This window comes from Microbacterium sp. VKM Ac-2870, assembly GCF_015350795.1.
Classification (GTDB): domain Bacteria; phylum Actinomycetota; class Actinomycetes; order Actinomycetales; family Microbacteriaceae; genus Microbacterium.
The window spans coordinates 410,458-429,731 of record NZ_JADKSH010000001.1 but is presented as its reverse complement, the minus strand read 5'-3'; the positions used below and the strand labels follow the sequence as shown (position 1 = coordinate 429,731).

General features: G+C 67.8%; 20 protein-coding genes, 4 tRNA genes and 1 pseudogene. 6 read left to right on the top strand and 19 right to left on the bottom strand.

The genetic code is table 11. The features are described 5' to 3' along the window. Positions 1–12: 12 nt before the first annotated feature. The 10 genes from secF to pdxS form a co-directional block, all read right to left on the bottom strand. A complete protein-coding gene (gene secF, locus ITJ43_RS02090) occupies positions 13–1,002 on the bottom strand; it encodes a protein translocase subunit SecF (protein ID WP_194581660.1) in 990 nt (329 codons plus the stop codon). Next, on the bottom strand, positions 1,002–2,744 hold the full coding sequence (gene secD, locus ITJ43_RS02085; RefSeq protein WP_194581659.1) for a protein translocase subunit SecD: 1,743 nt from the start codon (positions 2,742–2,744) through the stop codon (positions 1,002–1,004). Before secD ends, secF begins: the two co-directional genes overlap by 1 nt. A 38-nt stretch (positions 2,745–2,782) precedes the next feature. Beyond that, positions 2,783–3,214, bottom strand: coding sequence for a preprotein translocase subunit YajC (locus ITJ43_RS02080; protein WP_194581658.1), 432 nt, complete (start codon positions 3,212–3,214; stop codon positions 2,783–2,785). A gap of 65 nt (positions 3,215–3,279) precedes the next feature. Next, entirely contained in the window at positions 3,280–4,311 is a 1,032-nt protein-coding gene (gene ruvB, locus ITJ43_RS02075; protein ID WP_194581657.1) for a Holliday junction branch migration DNA helicase RuvB, read from the bottom strand. Beyond that, a complete protein-coding gene (gene ruvA / locus ITJ43_RS02070; RefSeq protein WP_194581656.1) occupies positions 4,304–4,930 on the bottom strand; it encodes a Holliday junction branch migration protein RuvA in 627 nt (208 codons plus the stop codon). The genes ruvB and ruvA overlap by 8 nt, the downstream gene beginning before the upstream one ends. Before the next feature lie 61 nt (positions 4,931–4,991). Beyond that, complete coding sequence (ruvC, locus tag ITJ43_RS02065) at positions 4,992–5,555, bottom strand: crossover junction endodeoxyribonuclease RuvC (protein WP_194581655.1); 564 nt, start codon at positions 5,553–5,555, stop codon at positions 4,992–4,994. A gap of 61 nt (positions 5,556–5,616) precedes the next feature. Continuing rightward, positions 5,617–6,375, bottom strand: a complete 759-nt coding sequence (locus tag ITJ43_RS02060) for a YebC/PmpR family DNA-binding transcriptional regulator (RefSeq protein WP_194581653.1) — start codon at positions 6,373–6,375, stop codon at positions 5,617–5,619. Between the two features lie 34 nt (positions 6,376–6,409). Next, entirely contained in the window at positions 6,410–6,943 is a 534-nt protein-coding gene (locus ITJ43_RS02055; RefSeq protein WP_194581651.1) for a DUF1697 domain-containing protein, read from the bottom strand. Beyond that, a complete protein-coding gene (gene pdxT / locus ITJ43_RS02050) occupies positions 6,940–7,548 on the bottom strand; it encodes a pyridoxal 5'-phosphate synthase glutaminase subunit PdxT (protein WP_194582427.1) in 609 nt (202 codons plus the stop codon). Before pdxT ends, ITJ43_RS02055 begins: the two co-directional genes overlap by 4 nt. Positions 7,549–7,556: 8 nt before the next feature. Then, on the bottom strand, positions 7,557–8,447 hold the full coding sequence (gene pdxS / locus ITJ43_RS02045; RefSeq protein WP_194581649.1) for a pyridoxal 5'-phosphate synthase lyase subunit PdxS: 891 nt from the start codon (positions 8,445–8,447) through the stop codon (positions 7,557–7,559). 83 nt (positions 8,448–8,530) lie between these two features. Here pdxS and ITJ43_RS02040 point away from each other — a divergent pair, with 83 nt between their 5' ends. Next, the gene (locus ITJ43_RS02040) at positions 8,531–9,889 is read left to right on the top strand and encodes an aminotransferase class I/II-fold pyridoxal phosphate-dependent enzyme (protein WP_194581647.1); all 1,359 of its coding nucleotides are present in this window, start codon (positions 8,531–8,533) and stop codon (positions 9,887–9,889) included. A gap of 7 nt (positions 9,890–9,896) precedes the next feature. Continuing rightward, entirely contained in the window at positions 9,897–10,748 is an 852-nt protein-coding gene (pdxY, locus tag ITJ43_RS02035) for a pyridoxal kinase PdxY (protein WP_194581645.1), read from the top strand. Positions 10,749–10,856: 108 nt separating this feature from the next. On the opposite strand, the gene ITJ43_RS02030 is transcribed toward pdxY, so the two are convergent. From ITJ43_RS02030 to thrS, 3 genes are read right to left on the bottom strand one after another with little or no spacing between them, the layout of a single operon-like run. Then, positions 10,857–11,330, bottom strand: coding sequence for an SMI1/KNR4 family protein (locus tag ITJ43_RS02030; protein ID WP_194581643.1), 474 nt, complete (start codon positions 11,328–11,330; stop codon positions 10,857–10,859). Between the two features lie 4 nt (positions 11,331–11,334). Beyond that, the gene (locus ITJ43_RS02025) at positions 11,335–11,898 is read right to left on the bottom strand and encodes an HIT domain-containing protein (RefSeq protein ID WP_323741095.1); all 564 of its coding nucleotides are present in this window, start codon (positions 11,896–11,898) and stop codon (positions 11,335–11,337) included. Beyond that, positions 11,895–13,913 (bottom strand): threonine--tRNA ligase, encoded by a 2,019-nt coding sequence (gene thrS, locus ITJ43_RS02020; RefSeq protein ID WP_194581641.1) that lies wholly within the window; start codon positions 13,911–13,913, stop codon positions 11,895–11,897. Before thrS ends, ITJ43_RS02025 begins: the two co-directional genes overlap by 4 nt. A gap of 169 nt (positions 13,914–14,082) precedes the next feature. On the opposite strand from thrS, the gene ITJ43_RS02015 reads away from it, so the two are divergent. Beyond that, the gene (locus ITJ43_RS02015) at positions 14,083–15,243 is read left to right on the top strand and encodes an SLC13 family permease (RefSeq protein ID WP_194581639.1); all 1,161 of its coding nucleotides are present in this window, start codon (positions 14,083–14,085) and stop codon (positions 15,241–15,243) included. Between the two features lie 43 nt (positions 15,244–15,286). Here the strand turns inward: ITJ43_RS02015 and ITJ43_RS02010 are convergent, their stop codons facing one another. From ITJ43_RS02010 to ITJ43_RS01995, 4 genes are all read right to left on the bottom strand, one after another. Next, a complete protein-coding gene (locus tag ITJ43_RS02010) occupies positions 15,287–15,796 on the bottom strand; it encodes a glycine cleavage system protein R (protein ID WP_194581637.1) in 510 nt (169 codons plus the stop codon). Between the two features lie 179 nt (positions 15,797–15,975). Further along, positions 15,976–16,047 (bottom strand) — tRNA-Val (locus ITJ43_RS02005). A 27-nt stretch (positions 16,048–16,074) separates the two neighbouring features. After that, positions 16,075–16,145: transfer RNA gene (locus ITJ43_RS02000), tRNA-Cys, on the bottom strand. A 67-nt stretch (positions 16,146–16,212) separates the two neighbouring features. After that, positions 16,213–16,285: transfer RNA gene (locus tag ITJ43_RS01995), tRNA-Gly, on the bottom strand. A 160-nt stretch (positions 16,286–16,445) separates the two neighbouring features. Here ITJ43_RS01995 and ITJ43_RS01990 point away from each other — a divergent pair. Then, positions 16,446–16,521, top strand: a tRNA-Val gene (locus ITJ43_RS01990). A gap of 4 nt (positions 16,522–16,525) precedes the next feature. On the opposite strand, the gene ITJ43_RS15255 is transcribed toward ITJ43_RS01990, so the two are convergent. After that, the gene (locus ITJ43_RS15255) at positions 16,526–17,914 is read right to left on the bottom strand and encodes an FUSC family protein (RefSeq protein WP_194581628.1); all 1,389 of its coding nucleotides are present in this window, start codon (positions 17,912–17,914) and stop codon (positions 16,526–16,528) included. Positions 17,915–18,031: 117 nt separating this feature from the next. Here ITJ43_RS15255 and ITJ43_RS01980 point away from each other — a divergent pair, with 117 nt between their 5' ends. Next, positions 18,032–18,511, top strand: a complete 480-nt coding sequence (locus ITJ43_RS01980; protein ID WP_194581626.1) for a hypothetical protein — start codon at positions 18,032–18,034, stop codon at positions 18,509–18,511. Between the two features lie 3 nt (positions 18,512–18,514). Further along, positions 18,515–18,682 (top strand): annotated as a pseudogene (locus ITJ43_RS01975) (hypothetical protein); the annotation flags it as partial. A gap of 10 nt (positions 18,683–18,692) precedes the next feature. Here the strand turns inward: ITJ43_RS01975 and ITJ43_RS01970 are convergent. Further along, positions 18,693–19,262 (bottom strand): type II toxin-antitoxin system PemK/MazF family toxin, encoded by a 570-nt coding sequence (locus ITJ43_RS01970; protein ID WP_194581624.1) that lies wholly within the window; start codon positions 19,260–19,262, stop codon positions 18,693–18,695. Between the last annotated feature and the right edge of the window lie 12 nt (positions 19,263–19,274).

Below are 19,274 nucleotides of genomic sequence, written 5' to 3'. Positions count from 1 at the left end.
ACCGGGCAACGCTCACGCGGAGACCTGTGCACGCGCGCGTGCGGACAGCACGCGGGCATCTCGGGACTTGAGGTCGGATTCGTTCTCGCGCAGCAGCGAGTACAGCGGCGCCGCGACGAACAGGGTCGAGTACGCCGCCACGATCGTGCCGACGAAGATCGACAGCGAGATGTCGGTCAGCGTCTGCGCACCGAGCCAGAGAGCGCCGATGAAGAGGATCGCACCGGTCGGAATCGCCGCCACCACGGTGGTGTTGATCGATCGGATCAGCGTCTGGTTCACCGCGAGGTTCACCGATTCGCCGAAGGTGCGACCCGATTTCTCGCCATCGTCGCGCGTGTTCTCTCGGATCTTGTCGAAGACGACGGTGGTGTCGTACAGCGAGTAAGAGAGGATCGTGAGGAAGCCGATCACCGCCGCCGGCGAGATCTCGAAACCGAAGAGCGCGTAGACGCCGACGGTGATGACGAGAACATCGACCAGACCGATGATGGCGGCAACCGACATCTTCCAGGTGCGGAAGTAGATCGCCAGGATGACGAACGTCAGAGCCAGGAAGATGCCGAGACCCCACAGTGACTGCCGGGTGACGTCCTGGCCCCAACTCGGCCCGATGAACGACGAGCTGACATCGGACTCCGTGACGCCGAACTTCTGCGCCAGGGCGGTCGTGACCGACTGCGTGTCAGCGTTGGTCATCTGGTTGGTCTGGATGCGCAGGGCATCCGAACCGATGGTGGTCACTTTGGTCGCCGTATCCGGGACCACAGAGTGCACGGCGGCCGTGGCAGCAGCCTGGTCGGGGTTGGCGACCTGGTTGACCGTGAACTGCGATCCGCCGGTGAACTCGATCGAGAACTCGATCGGGCGCAACAGAGGCACCAGCGCGGCGCCGATCACCAGCACAGCGGCGATCATGAACCACAGGCGGCGGCGGCCGACGAACGGGAAGGACGTCTTGCCGGTGTAGAGATCGTTTCCGAACTCGTTCATGGAGCGCATCAGTCGTCTCCCTCCGTGGTCGAGCTCGGTTTCGTACTGTTCTTGGCGGCCAGTTCGGCTTGCTTGCGTTCGGCGATCGTCTGGCGACGCTCCGCCTCGCCGCGCGAGCGCGCGGTGCGTCGCGCCGCGGCGCCCTTAGCGGTTCCCGCCTCGACGGGGCTACGGAACTGCGCACGCCCTCGGTAGACCGCGCCGAGTGCGTCGGGGTCCAGACCCGACAGCGGGTGCCCACCGCCGAAGAAGCGAGTTCGCGCGAGCAACTGGAGCACCGGGTGCGTGAACAGGATGAAGATCAGGATGTCGATGAGCGTGGTGAGCCCGAGCGTGAACGCGAAGCCCTTCACCGTGGCATCCGCGAGGATGTACAGGACCACAGCCGCCAGGATGTTGATCGACTTCGAGATGTAGATCGTGCGCTTCGCGCGACCCCAGCCGTCTTCGACTGCGCCGGTGATCGACTTTCCGTCGCGCAGCTCGTCTCGGATGCGTTCGAAGTACACGATGAAGGAGTCGGCGGTGAAGCCGATCGTGACGATCAGACCCGCGACGCCCGCCAGCGAAAGGCGGAAGCCCATGCGCCACGCGAGGATGCAGAGCGTGATGTAGGTGAGCACGCCCATCACCCCGAGCGAGGCGATGATCACGAAGCCGAGCGCCCGATAGACGATCAGTGAGTAGAGGGCGACCAGAGCGAGGCCGATGAGGCCGGCGATCAGGCCGATCTGCAGCTGCTGCGATCCCAGCGTGGCGGAGATGGCGTTGTCGCTGACGATGCCGAAGCTCAGCGGGAGCGCCCCGTACTTGAGCTGGTCCGACAGCGTCTTGGCGCTCTCCTGGTTGAACGACCCGCTGATCTGCGGCTTGCCGTCGAGGATCACGCCGTTCATCGAGGGAGCCGAGATGACCGCCCCGTCGAGGACGAACGCGAACTGGTTCTGCGGCGACTTGCCGGCCTGGGTGAAGGCGTACAGGCGCTGGCTGACCTCACCGAAGGTCTTCGTGCCCTGATCGTTGAAGACGATGTTGACGACCCACTGGCCGTTCTGGGTGTTCATGCCGCTCGTCGCGTCGCTGATGGCGGAGCCGTCGAGCTCCACCGGACCGAGGAGGTATTTGGCCGTGCCCGACGGGTCGCACGCGATCAGCGGCTCTCCCGCGGGGCTGTTCGCCGGGTCGTTGTCCTTGGCGGTGCAGTCGTACGCGAGGAACTTCGCCTGCAGCGCCGGCGTGATCCAGCTGAGGTCGCTGCCGTTGGTGGGCGCCGCGGTCGGCGTGGACGGCAGGCCCGGGTCGGGCGTCGGGTACGGCGTCGAGTTGCCGTCCTGGCCCACGAACGATGTGCTGGCAGCCGTGGTCGCCAGCACCGCGCGCAGCTGCATCTGAGCCGATGACTCGATCCGCTTGCGCGTTTCTTCGTCGGCCGGACCCGGAATCTGCACGACGATCTGGTTGCCGGCCTGTGTCGTGATATCCGACTCCCCCACACCGGACGCGTCGACGCGCTGACGGATGATCGCCGCGGCCTGGTTCATCTGGTCGGTGGTCGGGCTCGCCCCGTCAGGCGTCTTCGCCTCGAGGATGATCTGCGTACCGCCCTGCAGATCGAGCGCCAGCTCAGGCGCCCACGAGCTCTTACCGAAGACGAACACGCCGAGCGCGTTCACGCCGAACAGCAGTGCGGTGATGACGAGGAGACCGGTCAGCGCGCGCCAGGCACGGCGCACAGGGGTGGGTGTGGCCACGGAGGGTCAGCTTTCTTCGGGAGCGTTGCGCGGAGCGATCAGACCTGGGGCTTGGCGTCGCCGGCTTCGGGCGCGTCGGTCTTCTTCGCCGCGGCGTGATCGTCGCTGACCGAGGGGATCACGCCACCGGCGACATCGGCGGCGTACTCGGCCTGGTCGGCCTCCGCCTCGATGAACTCGTCCTCGGTGACCGTTCCCTCTTCTTCGTCCACGACACGCAGGATGGCCTGGCTGTGGACCTCGACCTCGACGCCGGGCGCGAGCTCGACGAAGGCTGCTTTCGAGAGGTCTTCGCCGTCGTACGTCACGAGGGTTCCGTAGAGGCCGCCCTGAAGCAGAACCTTGACGCCGGGGACCATCGCGCGAGCCTTGGCCTCCTGCTCGGCCTTCATCTTGGCGGCGCGCTTGCGCGAGCTCCAGAACATGAAGCCAAGCAGCGCCACCAGGGCGACGAGCAGAATCCAATCCATACGGACAACACCTTTCGGGAGCTCGCGCGATCGGCGCGAAGAAGGCGGCAGAAAGCCTTCAGTGATTATAGGTCATCGAATCTCAGCGCCTCACCGGGCTGCGCGACGCGCAGGTGGGCGTAGGCCTCCGGAGTTGCCACGCGTCCACGCGGGGTGCGGCCGAGAAAGCCGATGCGAACGAGGTAGGGCTCGACGACCGACTCGATGGTCTCGGCCTCCTCGCCGACGGTCACAGCGAGCGTGCTGAGCCCCACCGGACCGCCGCGGAAGCGTCGGACCACGGCATCCAGTACCGCCCGGTCGAGACGGTCGAGGCCGATCGCGTCGACGTCATACAGCTCGAGGGCGGCGGAGACGTGAGCGTCGGATGCCGTCGGTGTGCCCGTGCCGTAGACGATGATGTAGTCGCGCACGCGGCGCAGCAGGCGGTTCGCGATGCGGGGCGTGCCCCGGGAACGACGCGCGATCTCCGAGCGGGCAGACGGCGGCAGGTCGACGCCGAGCACGTGGGCCGAGCGGGAGACGACCTGTTCGAGTTCTTCGGGCTCGTAGTACTCCAGGTGCGCCGTGAATCCGAAGCGATCGCGCAGCGGGTTGGGCAGCATGCCGGAGCGGGTCGTCGCCCCGACCAGGGTGAAGGGCGCCAGATCGAGTGGGATGCTCGTGGCGCCGGCGCCCTTGCCGACCATGATGTCGATCCGGAAATCCTCCATTGCGAGGTAGAGCATCTCTTCGGCGGATCGCGCCATGCGGTGGATCTCGTCAATGAAGAGCACCTCACCCGGCACCAGGCTCGACAACAGCGCGGCCAGATCTCCGGCGTGCTGGATCGCCGGGCCGCTCGAGAGGCGCAGCGGTCGGCTGCTCTCGTGCGCGACGATCATGGCGAGCGTGGTCTTGCCGAGACCCGGGGGGCCGGACAGCAGGATGTGGTCGGGCGAGCGCTGCTGGATGCGTGCCGCATCCAGCAAGAGCTGCAGCTGTCCGCGAACCTTCTGCTGCCCGACGAACTCGGCGAGCGAGGTGGGTCGCAGCGCGCCTTCGACCGCCAGTTCTCTCTCGTCTTCGGCGACGGCCGGATCGAGCGCCTCAGACACCGGCACGCTCCGGTCGGGCGGGGCCGAGTTGGGCGAGCGCGAGCTTCAGCAGCACGGGCACCGAGTGGCGTTCAGCATCGGTCGCGGCATCCACGACCATCGACACGGCCTCGACGCTGGTCCGTTCGTTCCAGCCGAGTGCGGTCAGCGCCGCCACGACCTGGCCGGCGACGTCGCCACGTGCGGCGGCGGAGGCGGGCAGGGATGCCGAGCCCACCGATGCCTGCAGCTTGCCGGCGAGTTGGACGACGATGAGCTTCGCGGTCTTCGGTCCGATGCCCGAGACGCGACGGAAGGGGGCGTCGTCTTCGGCGATGACGGCGTCGGCGATCTGCGGAACGCTCAAAGCAGACAGAACCCCGAGAGCAGACTTCGGCCCCACCCCCGAAACGCTCAGCAGGTGATGGAAGACGCTCAACTCTTCGCGGTCGGCGAAGCCGAACAGTGACAGCGCGTCTTCGCGCACGATGAGTGCCGTGTGGAGCAATATGTCGTCGCCGAGATGCAGCGACCGTGCCAGCGCGGCCGAGATGGCGACGCTGAAGCCGACGCCGCCGACCTCGATGATGGCCGATTCTGCGTCCAGGTGCAGGATGCGGCCACGCAGCGAAGAGATCATGCCACCACCCTAGACAGTCGTTCGCAGCTTTGTTCGAGCGACACGCGTCTCGCCCGCGCGCTCAGCGCCGTGCGGCCCGTTCGGCATCGGCCCAGGCGCGCTGAGCCGGAGTGAGCGCTCCGGTTCCTCCTGCTGTCGGCGCGTCACGGCGCCAGCCGTGGCAGAGCGCTATCGCGAGGGCATCCGCCGCATCGGCGGGCTGCGGAAGGGCATCGAGCCGAAGAACGCGCGCGACCATCGTCTGCACCTGACGTTTATCGGCTGACCCATATCCGGTGATGGCGGCCTTCACCTCCGAGGGCGTGTGGGTCGCCGCAGGCAGGCCGTTCTCGGCGGCGAGCAGCAGCGCGATTCCGCTCGCCTGGGCTGTGCCCATTACCGTGCTGCGGTTCTGCTGCGCGAACACCCGCTCGACCGCGACGACGTGCGGGCGGTGCGCAGCGATGACCTCTCGCAGTCCCGCTGCGATCAGCGCCAGCCGCTCGGAGATGGGCAGATCCGCGCCGGAGCGTACGACGCTCACATGGACGAGCGTCGCCGACCGGTCGGCGCGCACGTCGACCACCCCGACGCCGCAGCGGGTCAAGCCGGGGTCGATGCCGAGAACGCGAAGAGCGGGTGTCACTCCCCCACGCTAAGCGCAGTGTGCGGGCATCGGCGTTCCGCCTCGCGAGTCGAAACGCCGCTTACTCGTCTTCCTCGAGCTCGGCTTGAACGTCGGCGCTCAGGTCGAAGTTGCTGAAGACGTTCTGCACGTCTTCGCTCTCTTCGAGGGCGTCGATGAGTCGGAACACTTTGCGGGCGGTCTCTGCATCGATCTCGACCTTGAGGTTCGGCACGAACTCCACGTCGGCGGATTCGTACTCGATGCCCGCGTCGGCGAGTGCCGAGCGCACCGAGACGAGATCGGATGCCTCGGTGATGACCTCGAAGCCCTGCGCGTGCGGTTCGATCTCTTCGGCGCCCGCCTCGAGCGCCGCGAGCATGACGTCGTCTTCGGTCGTACCCTCGTCGGACACGACGATCACGCCCTTGCGGGTGAAGTTGTAGGCGACCGAGCCCGGGTCGGCCAGCGTTCCGCCGTTGCGGCTGAGGGCCGTGCGGACCTCAGCGGCGGCGCGGTTCTTGTTGTCGGTCAGACACTCGATCATGAGGGCCACACCGTTGGGTCCGTACCCCTCATACATGATCGACGAGTACTCGACAGCGTCGCCGCCGATGCCCGCGCCGCGCTTGATGGCGCGATCGATGTTGTCTTTGGGGACGGAGGTCTTCTTCGCCTTCAGAACGGCGTCGAAGAGGGTCGGGTTCCCCTGCAGATCCGGTCCGCCCAGCTTGGAGGCGACTTCGATGTTCTTGATGAGCTTCGCCCACGACTTCGCGCGGCGGGAGTCGATGACCGCCTTCTTGTGCTTGGTCGTGGCCCATTTGGAGTGTCCGGACATGATCTCCAGTTTACTCAGGCGTCACCGGTGGTTTTCAGCCCAGGATTCTGATCAGTGTCCGCAGGTTGCGGGTGGTCGTCGTCGGCTTGTATTCGGCGCGGCCGAGGAGCGTGCCGAACGGCGTGTCGAGCGTGCGGCCCTTCTCCGGACTCCAGTAGACGACGCCGAATCCGGGGTGGGTCGGGTCTTCCTCGCTGTCGAGGGATGCCGCGGCATCCACCAGGGCATCGCGGACGGCGATCTCGCTGCAGAAGACCACATAGGGCTGGCGCGTCGCGTCGTTTGCGTCGAAGGGGTAGGCCGTGGCGGCCGCCTCCAACTCGTTGATGGTGACCAGGACGATCCACGCGTCGTAACCGAAGCGTTCGCGCAGGGCCGCCTCGATGCGTGCTTTGAGCTCGGCGCGGCCGGCGACGTCGACGTCTGCGGTGAACCGGGCGTTGCCGCTGGCGAGGAAGGTCTTCACGTCGCCCAGGCCGAGATCGCGCAGCAGTGCCGCGAGGTCGGCGCTGCGGATGGTGATGCCGTTCACATTGACTCCGCGCAGGAGCGCCACCCAGGTCGTCATGCCTGTACGGTAACCCGCGTCACGCGCCGCATGCGCACCATCTCGAGAAGCAGCTCGTGAAAGCGGGTCTCCCCCGACACTTCGGGGTGAAACGCCGTGCCGAGCAGCGTCCCTTGGCGCACAGCGACGATATCGCCGTCGGGGAGGGTCGCGAGAACGTCGACGGAGGCACCGACCTCGATCACGCGGGGGGCGCGGATGAAGCTCGCGGAGACCGGCTCGTCGAAACCCGCGACAGCGAGCTCCGTCTCGAACGAATCCACCTGAGACCCGAAGGCGTTGCGCTGCACGGTGATGTCGAGGCCGCCGAAACTCTGCTGGCCCGCGATGCCGTCGGCGACGCGGTCGGCGAGCAGGATGAGTCCCGCGCACGTGCCGTAGACGGGCAGCCCGTCGGCGATCGCCCTGCGGATCGGTTCTTGCATCCCGAAGATCCGGGAGAGCTTGTCGATCACACTCGACTCGCCACCCGGGATCGCGAGTCCCGATACGGCGGCGAGTTCCTCCGGGCGCCGCACGGGCACGGCATCGGCGCCGAGCCGCGTGAGCATGCGGATGTGCTCGCGGACGTCGCCCTGCAGCGCGAGGACGCCGACCCGCGGCATCCCGTCGGTCACCAGCCGCGCTCGGCGAGACGGTGCGGTGCCGGCACGTCGGTCACGTTGATGCCGACCATCGCCTCCCCAAGGCCGCGCGAGACGTCGGCGATGATGGTGGCGTCGTCGAAGAACGTCGTGGCCTTGACGATGGCCGCTGCGCGTGCGGCGGGGTTGCCGCTCTTGAAGATGCCCGAGCCGACGAACACGCCGTCGGCGCCCAACTGCATCATCATCGCGGCATCCGCCGGAGTAGCGACGCCGCCCGCGACGAACATCACGACCGGCAACGTGCCGGACGATGCGACCTCGGCGACGAGCTCGTACGGAGCCTGCAGCTCCTTCGCGGCGACGTACAGCTCATCGGGCGCGAGAGCGCCGAGTGCGGCGATCTGGCCACGGATGGTGCGGATGTGCTTCATCGCCTCCGAGACGTCGCCGGTGCCGGCCTCCCCCTTGGAACGGATCATCGCGGCGCCCTCGGTGATGCGGCGCAGGGCCTCACCCAGGTTGGTGGCGCCGCAGACGAACGGCACGGTGAAGTTCCACTTGTCGATGTGGTTGACGTAATCGGCCGGCGAGAGCACTTCCGATTCGTCGATATAGTCCACGCCGAGCTCCTGAAGCACCTGTGCCTCGACGAAGTGGCCGATGCGGGCCTTGGCCATCACGGGGATCGAGACGGCCTCGATGATGCTGTCGATCATGTCGGGGTCGCTCATGCGTGACACGCCCCCCTGCGCTCGGATGTCGGCGGGCACCCGCTCCAGAGCCATGACGGCGACGGCGCCGGCGTCTTCGGCGATCTTCGCCTGATCGGCGGTGACGACGTCCATGATGACGCCGCCCTTGAGCATCTCGGCGAGTCCGCGCTTGACGCGGGATGATCCGGTGACGGGAGTGGACACGGGTAGCTCCTTCGGGGCAGTTTCGGATGCGGATTATTGGCCTAGGCCAAAAGCTAGCATGGCCTGTCACATAGACTTCACCGATGGGCATCGCGAGCGAAACGACCGGTGACGTCGGTTTCAGCGGCGCGACCGCGACCGAGATCGCCGAGAGCGTTCGCCAGCGCATCGAGCGGGGCGAACTCGCGTCCGCTGTCGCGTTGCCGCCGGTGCGGGCTCTGGCCGACGAGTTGGGTGTCAACCGCAATACCGTGGTCGCGGCCTATCGCCTGCTCACCCAGGCGGGACTCGTCGAAGCGCGCGGTCGCGCGGGAACCCGAGTCGTCGACCGCACGCCGTTCGCGCAAGACGGATTCGCGCAGAATACGGTGTTGCGAGACCTCGCGGCGGGAAACCCCGACCCCCGCCTGATCCCCGAGCTGCGCCCCGCGCTCGGCCGTATCGCCGGGCGTCCCGTGTTGTACGGCGAGCCGATCATCGATCGCGAACTGGCGGCGTGGGGCGAGTCGTGGATGCGCGAGGCACTCGGCGATGGCCGTGCCCTGCGGCTCACCATCACGGGTGGCGCATCCGACGCCATCGAACGGTTGCTCGCGCAGACGCTGACCCGCGACGACGCGGTCGCCCTTGAAGACCCCTGTTTCCTGGCGAGCCTCAATACGGTGCGTCTGGGCGGCTACCGGCCGGTCGCCGTGCCGGTCGATGCCGAGGGGATGACGGTCGAGGGCCTGGCCGCTGCGCTCGACGCCGGCGTTCGCGCCGTGCTGCTCACTCCCCGCGCGCAGAACCCGACGGGCGCGAGCCTCACCGCCGAGCGCGCCGCTGCGCTCCGGGCGCTCCTCGCCGAGCACCCCTACGTGCTGGTGATCGAAGACGACCACTTCTCCCTGCTCTCCTCGCAGCCGTTCCATTCCGTCATCGGGCCGGATCATCGCCGCTGGGCGCTCGTGCGGTCGGTGTCGAAGTTCCTCGGCCCCGACATGTGCCTCGCCGTCGTCGCCTCCGATCCCGACACCGCAGGACGTCTCGCCGAGCGGCTCAATCCGGGTGCGACGTGGGTCAGCCACCTCCTTCAGCGACTCGCCTTGGAACAGCTGACCGATGCGGATGCCGTCGCCGCTGTGACCGCGGCAGCATCCCACTACGCCACCCGCAACCGCGTCGCGGCCGCGACGTTGACGTCTCACGGGGTGCCCGTGTCGGCCGGTGACGGACTGAGCCTCTGGGTGCCGCTGCCAGTCCCGGCGCGCGCGGTATCTGAGCAGCTCATGCGCCGAGGCTGGCTGGCGCGCCCCGGAGACGAATTCGTGCTCGAGGATGAGCACGCCACACGTCACCTGCGCGTGACGGTGCACGATCTGTCCGACGCCGACCTCGTGCGTCTGGCCACCGACCTGGCTGCCGCGATCCCCGCTGCAGCCGCGACCTCGAAAGCAGGATGATCGCTCGATGAAGATCCTCTCCATTCAGTCCGCCGTCGCGTACGGACACGTCGGCAACTCCGCTGCCGTTTTCCCGCTGCAGCGCATCGGTGTCGAAGTCCTGCCCGTGTACACGGTGAACTTCTCCAACCACACCGGGTACGGGGCGTGGCGCGGACCGCTCATCTCCCCCGACGACGTCCGAGACGTCATCACCGGCATCGAGGAGCGCGGGGTGTTCGGTGAGATCGACGTCATCCTCAGCGGATACCAGGGCGGTGAGGGCATCGCCGACGTGATCCTCGACGCCGTCGCGCGTGTGAAGGCCGCCAACCCGCGGGCGATCTATGCCTGCGACCCGGTCATGGGCAACGCGAAGAGCGGTTGCTTCGTGGCCCCCGCCATCCCGATCCTGCTGCGCGAGCGCGTCGTGCCCGCGGCCGACATCATCACGCCGAACCAGTTCGAGCTGGGCTTTCTCACCGAGACCGAGCCGAGCGACCTCGACTCGACGCTCGCGTCCGCCGATGCGGCGCGGGCGATGGGTCCGAGCACCGTGCTCGTGACGTCCGTCGAGCGCCCGGATGCCCCCGAGGGCACGATCGAGATGCTCGCCGTGACCGATGAGGGCGCCTGGATCGTGCAGACGCCGCGCATTGCGATGAAGGCGAACGGGTCGGGCGACGTCACAGCGGCGCTTTTCACCGCTCACTTCCGTGCGAGCGGCGACGCCGCGGATGCGTTGACGAAGACCGTTTCGAGCGTCTACGACCTGCTGCAGACGACGTTCGACTCCGGCCAGCGGGAACTGCAGCTGGTCGAGGCGCAGGAGTTCTACGCCCATCCGCGGATGCAGTTCGCCGTCACCCGCGTGCGCTGACGATCGCGGCCACCCCGCCGAGACACGACCTGACGCCCGAAACGCGCGTGCGTCTCGGGCGTCAGGTCGAGTCTCGCCGCGGGAATGCCGGGAACGCCCGGCCCCGGCTCAGGACAGGGCGTACGGCCAGCGATCGCTGAGCTCGGGGGAGATCGCGTCGAGTCCCATGCGCACGCGCACGTCGGCGTCGTCCGTGGGATCGTCGATCGCCTCGTAGTGGGCGACCAGATGGCCCACCATGAGCCATTCGGTGATCGAGAGGTGCATCGCCGTGAATCGCGAGACCGACCGCTCCCCCTCGGTGTGATCGAAGAACCACACGTCGCCACGGGGGCCGAGCCACCATTCGTCGCCCTGACCGTTGTCGCCGATCAGCACCCATCCCCGGGGTACCTCGAGGTCGACCCAGTACAACGGATCCTGACGCTCCTGCGTCTCCCCCACGGCACGGCGCGCATCGAACGCGGTGATGTCCCCCGACAGCTCGATCGTCCGCACCGGCAGGGCAGCGAGACGACGCTCGTCGACGACGAACGGCTCACCGCCGTCATCGGGCCCGCCCGCCCGCGTCACGACCGGCATCCGCTCACGCGGTGGGCCACGCCGCGGCGATGGCTTCGCGCACCTCGCCGAGCAGCTGCGGAAGCGCCTTCGTCCGAGCGATGATCGGGAAGAAGTTCGCGTCGGACGCCCACCTGGGCACGATGTGCTGGTGAAGGTGCTCGTCGACGCCCGCTCCCGCGACCGCACCCTGGTTCATACCGATGTTGAATCCGTCGCAGCGCGATACCTCGCGCAGCACCCGCATGCCGGTCTGGGTGAGTGCGCCGATCTCGGCGACCTCTTCCGCGGTCGCCTGGTCGTACGTGGCGATATGGCGGTACGGGCAGACGAGCATATGCCCGGAGTTGTACGGGAACAGGTTCAGCAGCACGTAGGACGTCACGCCGCGATGGACGATCAAGCCGTCGGCATCCGACTTCTGCGGGGCGGCGCAGAAGGGGCATCCCGATCCGCGAAGCGCCTCGGCACCGGTATTGATGTACGCCATGCGGTGCGGGGTCCAAAGACGCTGGAACGCGTCGGGAACGCCGGCGAAGGTGCTCGCCTCTTCAAGGCGTGCGTCGATGCCGGCGATCCCTTCGGTCACGCGAGGTCCTCCGCGGTGTTCACGAGGAGCTTGCCCGAGATCGAGGCGATGATCTTGTCGATCGCCTCGTCGACGGGGATGCCGTTGGTCTGCGAGCCGTCGCGGAAACGGAACGACACGGTGCCCGCAGAACGGTCCTGCTCCCCGGCGATCAGCTGCAGCGGCACCTTCTGGGTGGTGTGGGTGCGGATCTTCTTCGGCATGCGGTCGTCGGAGTGGTCCACGTCGGCGCGCACGCCCTTCGCGCGCAAGCGTGCGACGATCTCGTCGAGATAGGGCGCGAAGTCGTCGGCCACGGGGATGCCCACCACCTGCACGGGAGCCAGCCACACCGGGAACGCACCGGCATAGTGCTCGAGCAGGATCGCGAAGAACCGCTCCACCGAGCCGAACAGAGCACGGTGGATCATGACGGGACGGTGCTTCTCGCCGTCGGGTCCGGTGTACTCCAGCTCGAAGCGCTCCGGCTGGTTGAAGTCGAGCTGAATGGTCGACATCTGCCAGGTGCGACCGATCGCGTCGCGCGCCTGCACGGAGATCTTCGGGCCGTAGAAGGCGGCGCCGCCCGGGTCGGGCACGAGCTCGAGCCCGGATGCCTCGGCCACCTCGCGCAGGGTTTCGGTCGCCTCGGTCCACAGCTCATCAGCGCCGATGAACTTGGGGTTGCCGTCTTCCTTGGTCGACAGCTCCAGGTAGAAGTCGTTCAGGCCGTAGTCGCGCAGAGTCTGCAGCACGAAGTCGAGGCTGTGGGTCAGTTCGCCCTTCACCTGGTCGGCGGTCACGTAGATGTGGGTGTCGTCCTGCGTCATGCCACGGACGCGAGTGAGGCCGGAAAGGGTGCCGCTCTTCTCGTAGCGGTACACCGAACCGAACTCGCTGAGGCGCAGCGGAAGCTCGCGGTAGGAGCGACCGCGCGAGCGGAAGATCAGGTTGTGGAACGGGCAGTTCATGGGCTTCAGGTAGTACTCCTGGCCCTCGCGGCTGACGTGACCGTCGGCATCCACCACCTCGTCCAGCACCATGGGTGGGTACATGCCGTCGGCGTACCACTGCAGGTGACCGCTGGTCATGAACAGGTCGCCCTTGGTGATGTGCGGAGTGTTCACCACTTCGTAGCCGCTGGCGAGCAGGCGCTCGCGCATGTAGCGCTCGATCTCGTAGCGGATGATGCCGCCTTTGGGATGGAACACCGAGAGCCCAGGGCCGATCTCGTCGGGGAACGAGAAGAGATCCAGCTCCTTGCCCAGCTTGCGGTGGTCGCGCTTAGCGGCCTCCTCCAGACGCTGCTGGTAGGCGCGCAGCTCATCCTTGGTGGGCCAGGCGGTTCCGTAGATGCGCTGCAGCTGCGGGTTCTTCTCGCTGCCGCGCCAGTAGGCGCCGGCGACGCGGGTGAGGTCCCAGCCGTTCGCGACGTAGCGGGTGCCGGGAACGTGGGGTCCGCGGCAGAGGTCGCGCCAGACGACGTCGCCCTCGCGGTTCACGTTCTCATAGACCGTGAGCTCGCCGGCACCGATCTCGGCTGAGGCGCCTTCCGCAGCGTTCGCGCCCGAGCCGGGGCCGTCGGCGAGGGAGATGAGCTCGAGTTTGAAGGGCTCGTCGGCCATGAGCTCGCGCGCCTCGGTCTCGTCGACCACGCGACGGACGAAGCGCTGATTCTCGCGGACGATGCGCTCCATCTCCTTCTTGATGGCCTTGAGGTCCTCCGGGGTGAAGGGGTCCACATTGCCGAAGTCGAAATAGAAGCCGTCGGTGATGGGCGGGCCGATGCCGAGGTTCGACTGCGGTTTGATGCGCTGCACGGCCTGGGCCATGACGTGTGCGGTCGAGTGACGCAGGATCGACAGGCCCTCGGCGCTGTCGATGGTGACCGGCTCGACGGCGTCGTCGGCCGTCACGAGGGTCGAGAGGTCTTTCAGGTCGCCGTTGACGCGCAGAGCGACGACAGAACGATCGGGGAACAGGGCGAAGCCGTCGGCGGGGTAGGCCACGTCCGCCGCAGGTGAGACGTCAGTCAAGGGAGTGTCTCCAGAAGAGGGATCGGATGGGATGCTCAGCTTCGGACGCGCCGCGCCCTGCCCGCTCAGGCCCAGATCGTTCGTACGCCGGGCGCGCGCGTGCCGGTCGCGAGGGCGGCGATCCGGCTCATTTCCATAGATGCAGTCTATCGTCGCGGCAGGGTCCATGATGGATGCCGTGATGCTAGCCGTGATCGGAGCGGTGCTCCTGCTCCTGGGCGGCGCTGCCGTCGTCTTCGGAGTGCTTCCGCTGCAGGGTGCACTCGAGATCGGTGATCGGGTGTGGCCGATTCTCCTGTTCGTCGTCGCCGTCACGGTGGTGGCGGAGTTGGCCGCACAGGCGGGAGTCTTCGACGCCGCTGCGGCGCGACTGGCACGGTGGTCGCGCGGGCGGGTGATCGTGCTGTGGCTGATGGTGGTCGCCTTCGCCGCGATCGTCACCGCGTTCCTCTCGCTCGACACCACAGCCGTTTTGCTGACGCCGGTGGTCGTAGCTGTCGCGCGCGCCAATGGCCTCGCTCCCCTGCCGTTCGCCTTCGCCACGGTCTGGCTGGCCAACACCGCGTCGCTGTTCCTGCCGGTGTCGAACCTCACCAACCTGCTTGCCGCTCACCGCCTGGGCGACCTGGATGCGCTGGGCTTTCTGGCCCTCCTGGGTCCGTCGGCGGTCATCGCGACCCTTGTGACGGTGGTGTTTCTCTGGCTCACCCACCGCCGTGATCTTCGCGGCCGCTTCACGCCCGCGCGGCCGCCCCGCGTGGCCGATCCCGTGTTGTTGCGGATCTCCGCCGTCGTGCTGGTCGTGATGATGCCGCTGCTGATCGTCGGCATCGCGCCGTGGATGCCGGCTCTCGGCGCTGCCGTCGTGCTGACGACCGTCTTCGCGTGGCGCTCGCCGAGCTCGTTGCGGTGGGCGCTCGTGCCGTGGCAGCTCGTCGTGTTCGCGTCGGGCCTGTTCCTGGCGGTCGGGGCCGCGGAGGCCCTCGGCTCGGGCGCACTGCTGGCTGCTGCGACGGGAACCGGCGACGATCTCGTGTCGCTGTGGCAGGTCGCCGGCGTCGGCCTGCTCGGCGCGAACGTGGTGAACAACCTACCGGCGTACCTCGCCCTCGAGAGTGCAGCGGGCTCGCCCGTTCGTCTGGCGGCGCTGCTCATCGGCGTCAACGCAGGACCGTTGATCACGCCGTGGGCATCACTGGCGACTCTGCTGTGGCACGAGCGACTGCACGCCGTCGGTGTCGATGTGCCGTGGAAGCGTTACATCCTCTGGGGTCTCGTCGTCGCTCCCGTGACGGTCGCGCTCGCCGTCGTGCCGCTCGCGCTGCGCTGAAGTTCGCGCTGGCCTGGCCGTTGTGCCGATCTAGGAGGGACGCTCAGCCGACGGTGAGGTCGACTTGGATCTCGCCGGCCAGCGCTTCGAGCGCGGTGGTGAGCGCGGCGGGATCCTCGTCGGCTGGCAGGCTGACCGTGACCGTCGCTTCGAAGAGGGTGCCGCCGGCCATCGGCGCCTCGAGCGTGCGGCTGCGGAAGGTGTCGATGCTCAGCGCGTGAGCGGCGATGGAAGCGGTCACGTCGCGGACGATGCCGGGCCGGTCGTTGCCGAGCACGGTGAACGAGACGGCGTGCGCTGCCTCGACGGATGCCGCGGCAGGGGCGCCGTGGGTCGTGACGCGGAGCAGCCCGTCGAGCTCGCTCAGGGCCGTCGTGAGAGACTGCTGCTGCTCGTCGGGAACCGAGACGAGGACGATGCCGGCGAAAGCGCCGGCGAGCTCGGCGAGTTCGCTCTGCTCCCAGTTTCCGCCGTGGTCGGCGATGGTGTGAGCGAGGGCGCTGACGAGTCCGGCGCGATCGTCGCCGACGACGGTGAGCACGAGATGGGCCATGCGGCGAGCCTAACGCGCAGTATGGTGCCCAGCGGGAGCGCCCGCCCGCATCCCCCGCACCAAGAGCAGCAGCGCGGCGGCAAAGCCCAGTGGCACGAGGTCGCGGAGCGATGTTGCACGCATGTTGCACGACGACTCAGAGGGCACAAAAAAACCCCAGCTGACCGGGGTTTTATCTGTGCGCGATACTGGGATCGAACCAGTGACCTCTTCCGTGTCAGGGAAGCGCGCTACCGCTGCGCCAATCGCGCCTATACAGGCTATTAAGTTGTGAAGCGAGGTGGCGACGGGATTCGAACCCGTGTAAACGGCTTTGCAGGCCGGTGCCTAGCCGCTCGGCCACGCCACCGTGTGGATTAACCGTGTGGTTTGACCCCACGTGCCGTGATCGCTCCGAAAAACGATCTCTGCACTTGAGCGGATGACGAGACTCGAACTCGCGACCCTCACCTTGGCAAGGTGATGCGCTACCAACTGCGCTACATCCGCATGCTCCCTGGTTGCCCCGGGAACTTGATCGACTTTAGCCGACTAATCGGACTTCGCAAAACTGAGTCCAGCCCGCGCGTGTCTGGCCAGAGAGACAGCTGCAGGATTCGTATCGACGCCCGGCATCCGGTAGCATCGGATCTCGGCCCGCAGGGGCCAAGGGCGATTGGCGCAGTTGGTAGCGCGCTTCCTTCACACGGAAGAGGTCATCAGTTCGAGTCTGGTATCGCCCACCACATCTCATGCCGCCTCAGCAGCACGTTTGAGCGTCTCTCCCAGTGTCGACGGTGTCTTGAGCGCATGACGAGCCTCGCCGACAGCTCTCCGCAGAGACCCAGAACCGGGTACGGGACCGCGGACCGTGGCATCCACAATCAGATGCGCATGGTGAACCCACGTCACTGCGTCAGGTGGCGGGCGCCGGAACACCGACAACACGCGAGCGGCCTCATGCAGCGGTGCGCACGCCCGGTCGAGTTCGCGCGCGGCCGCGGCGATGCGCAGGTCGGCATCGGAGCGTGCGCGCTCCGTCTCGGCCGATAGCCGGCCGGACACCGCCGCAAGGACCATCGCCAAGCGCGCGCGGACCACATCCGAGGTGCGTACGGGAAACACGATGCACACCGCCATGATCCCGATCGCTACTCCGATGCCGATCTCGACGAGGCGCACGCCGATCAGGGGCGACGACTGTCCTCCGAGACGTTCGAGCAGCGTCAAGGCGATCGTCACGCAGAAGGCCCAGACGGCGTAGCTGACTTCGCGCAGAAGAATGCCCACGCCTATCGCGGCCAATGCCGCTCCGGCGAGGAGGGGGGCGCGGTCGGGCGTGACGGCGAGAGGTACGAGGGCGACGAGCGAGCCGGCGGCGGCGCCCGCGAAGCGGTGGACGCCTTTGCTCACGGCCTCGGCGCGTCCGCGAGGCAGATAGGCGACGATCACGGTACTCAAGACCACCCACGCCCAGTGCGAACCGAAACCGAGCGCTCCCACGACAAAAGCCACCGTCGCAGCCACACCGACCTGGATGGCCATTCTGGTCGTGGCTGTCGGTCGCAGCCTCCCGCGTGGCGCTGGAGTCGCCGCGGTGAGATTTCCGCCTGCCGCCGACGCCGCCGCGCGAGTACCGCGGGCGACGGGTCCGAGCCTGCGCGCTGCCAGGTGGACAGCGGTGACGACGGCCCACGCCAGCACCGAGATGAGGAGCGGCTCGATGACCGCAACGGCAGGCCCCCGATCGGCGCCGGCGCCCGAGGGAAGGAACAACACAGCCAGGAGAGGGGTGCTGGCCACAGCTGCCACGCGGCGCCCGGTCTCGCCGAACCGCCGGAGCAAAGTGACGCCGACCAGAGCGACGACGTACACGACGGCGCCGAGCCAGAACACCTGGTTCAGCAGTGCTCCGACACCCATGGTCGCGAGTCCGAGCGGTGGTAGCAACAGGAGGGCTTCGAGGCGGCCTCGACGATCCCGTTCCCACTGGCTCCGGCTGAGCGAAGAGGTGAGCGCGATGCCCAGCACCACCGAGGCGGGCTCGGGATCGACAGCCAGGATGACGGTCACAACGATCGCCGTCGCGGTGAGGCCGAGCGCTCCGCGAAAAAGCAACGCCCGTCGGCTCGTATGCACGACGAACATGCTAGACCTCGCTCCCCTCAGCGCCACCACCACCCGCCCACTCCCCTGCACCGCTATTCACGGCGCGCGCCTGAGACCCTGACGGCCGCAGACTCGTAGCCTCGCCCCATGGGGGTTCATCGGTCGATCCGTGTTCTGCTTCAGCTCGTCGCCGGGTTCAACCTCCTGTCTGCGTGTGCCGGGATGGTGCTGCTCGTGTTCGTGGGCGGCGACAGCGTCGGGATGCCGCCCGAGTGGCTGGCCCGGACGCCCTTCTCGACCTGGGCGTGGCCCGGACTCATCCTCGGACTCGTGGTCGGCGGCGCACAGGTGCTCGCACTGATCGCGCAGCATCGGCGGCTGAAGCTCACCTGGGGGCTGCACGCGGCATCCGGACTCGTCATGATGATCTGGATCTTCATCGAGCTCGCCATGCTGCTGGTGTGGTCTCCGCTGCACGCCATCTACTTCGCCGCCGGCCTGATCCAGACCGTGCTCGCTGTCCTCGCCCTCGGCGCGTGGCCGCGCCCCCTTTTCGCCTGTGCCCCGTGGCGTTCTGGCACGGTAGGTCGCGCACAACAATCCGGACACGCCCCGGTGGCAGACTGAGCGGTGCTCGCCGCCTACGGCGGCGTCTTCGTCGCCGGTTCGCTCGCGTGGGGAATCGTGATGGACGGCTTCACGCCGACGTTGTGGGACTACCTCGGCTCCGGCGTGGCGCTGCTCGGCGCTGCGATCATCATCTTCGCTCCGGTGCTCCAGGCTGCCGTAACCGATTGATGCGGCGACGTCAGACGTCGCTCGCCCAGCCGTAGCGCTGGCGCAGCGCGGCGGAGACCGCCGTGAAACGCGTGCGATCGAGGGCCGCCGCCTCTCGGCGCAGACCGCGCTCGTGAACGCTGTAGAGCTGCTCGATGTCGACCCAGGACGGGCGGCCCTGGGAATCCCAGGCGCCGGTGCCGATCGGCAGGAAGTCGCGGTCTCCGTCGTGGGCCTTGCTGGTCAGGCGCACGGCGTAGAGGCGATCTGCGCTCTGCCGCCCGATCACGAGCACCGGCCGGTCCTTGCCACGGCCGTCGTTCTCTTCGTACGGCACCCACGTCCACACGATCTCCCCGGCGTCCGGAGCTCCGTCGTCTTGCGGAGCGTAGCCGATCCGCAGACCGGTGCGCGGAGGCGGGGTCACTTCGCGCGTCGCGGTGTCGCCGTGGCGTCCCGGATCGTCCTGCGCGGAGGGTGATATCGATCGCGCAGGGTGCGTCGGTGACGGGGCGGGACGTGTCGGACTGACACGGCCGAACAGGCGGCCCAGACCTCGCAACAGAGCGGGAAGAGCACCGTGCCGGTCGCGTGCAGCCATGCACTCACGCTA

What these genes read in the sequence shown, in the direction of transcription:
- ITJ43_RS02060 (WP_194581653.1), bottom strand. Translation starts at nt 6,375, where the DNA reads ATGTCCGGACACTCCAAATGGGCCACGACCAAGCACAAGAAGGCGGTC.
- ITJ43_RS02010 (WP_194581637.1), bottom strand. Translation starts at nt 15,796, where the DNA reads ATGGCCCATCTCGTGCTCACCGTCGTCGGCGACGATCGCGCCGGACTC.
- ITJ43_RS02040 (WP_194581647.1), top strand. Translation starts at nt 8,531, where the DNA reads ATGGGCATCGCGAGCGAAACGACCGGTGACGTCGGTTTCAGCGGCGCG.
- ITJ43_RS02055 (WP_194581651.1), bottom strand. Translation starts at nt 6,943, where the DNA reads ATGACGACCTGGGTGGCGCTCCTGCGCGGAGTCAATGTGAACGGCATC.
- ruvA (WP_194581656.1), bottom strand. Translation starts at nt 4,930, where the DNA reads ATGATCTCTTCGCTGCGTGGCCGCATCCTGCACCTGGACGCAGAATCG.
- pdxY (WP_194581645.1), top strand. Translation starts at nt 9,897, where the DNA reads ATGAAGATCCTCTCCATTCAGTCCGCCGTCGCGTACGGACACGTCGGC.
- ITJ43_RS02015 (WP_194581639.1), top strand. Translation starts at nt 14,083, where the DNA reads ATGGATGCCGTGATGCTAGCCGTGATCGGAGCGGTGCTCCTGCTCCTG.
- ITJ43_RS01970 (WP_194581624.1), bottom strand. Translation starts at nt 19,262, where the DNA reads ATGGCTGCACGCGACCGGCACGGTGCTCTTCCCGCTCTGTTGCGAGGT.
- ITJ43_RS02080 (WP_194581658.1), bottom strand. Translation starts at nt 3,214, where the DNA reads ATGGATTGGATTCTGCTCGTCGCCCTGGTGGCGCTGCTTGGCTTCATG.
- pdxT (WP_194582427.1), bottom strand. Translation starts at nt 7,548, where the DNA reads ATGCCGCGGGTCGGCGTCCTCGCGCTGCAGGGCGACGTCCGCGAGCAC.
- ITJ43_RS01980 (WP_194581626.1), top strand. Translation starts at nt 18,032, where the DNA reads ATGGGGGTTCATCGGTCGATCCGTGTTCTGCTTCAGCTCGTCGCCGGG.
- secF (WP_194581660.1), bottom strand. Translation starts at nt 1,002, where the DNA reads ATGCGCTCCATGAACGAGTTCGGAAACGATCTCTACACCGGCAAGACG.
- ITJ43_RS02030 (WP_194581643.1), bottom strand. Translation starts at nt 11,330, where the DNA reads ATGCCGGTCGTGACGCGGGCGGGCGGGCCCGATGACGGCGGTGAGCCG.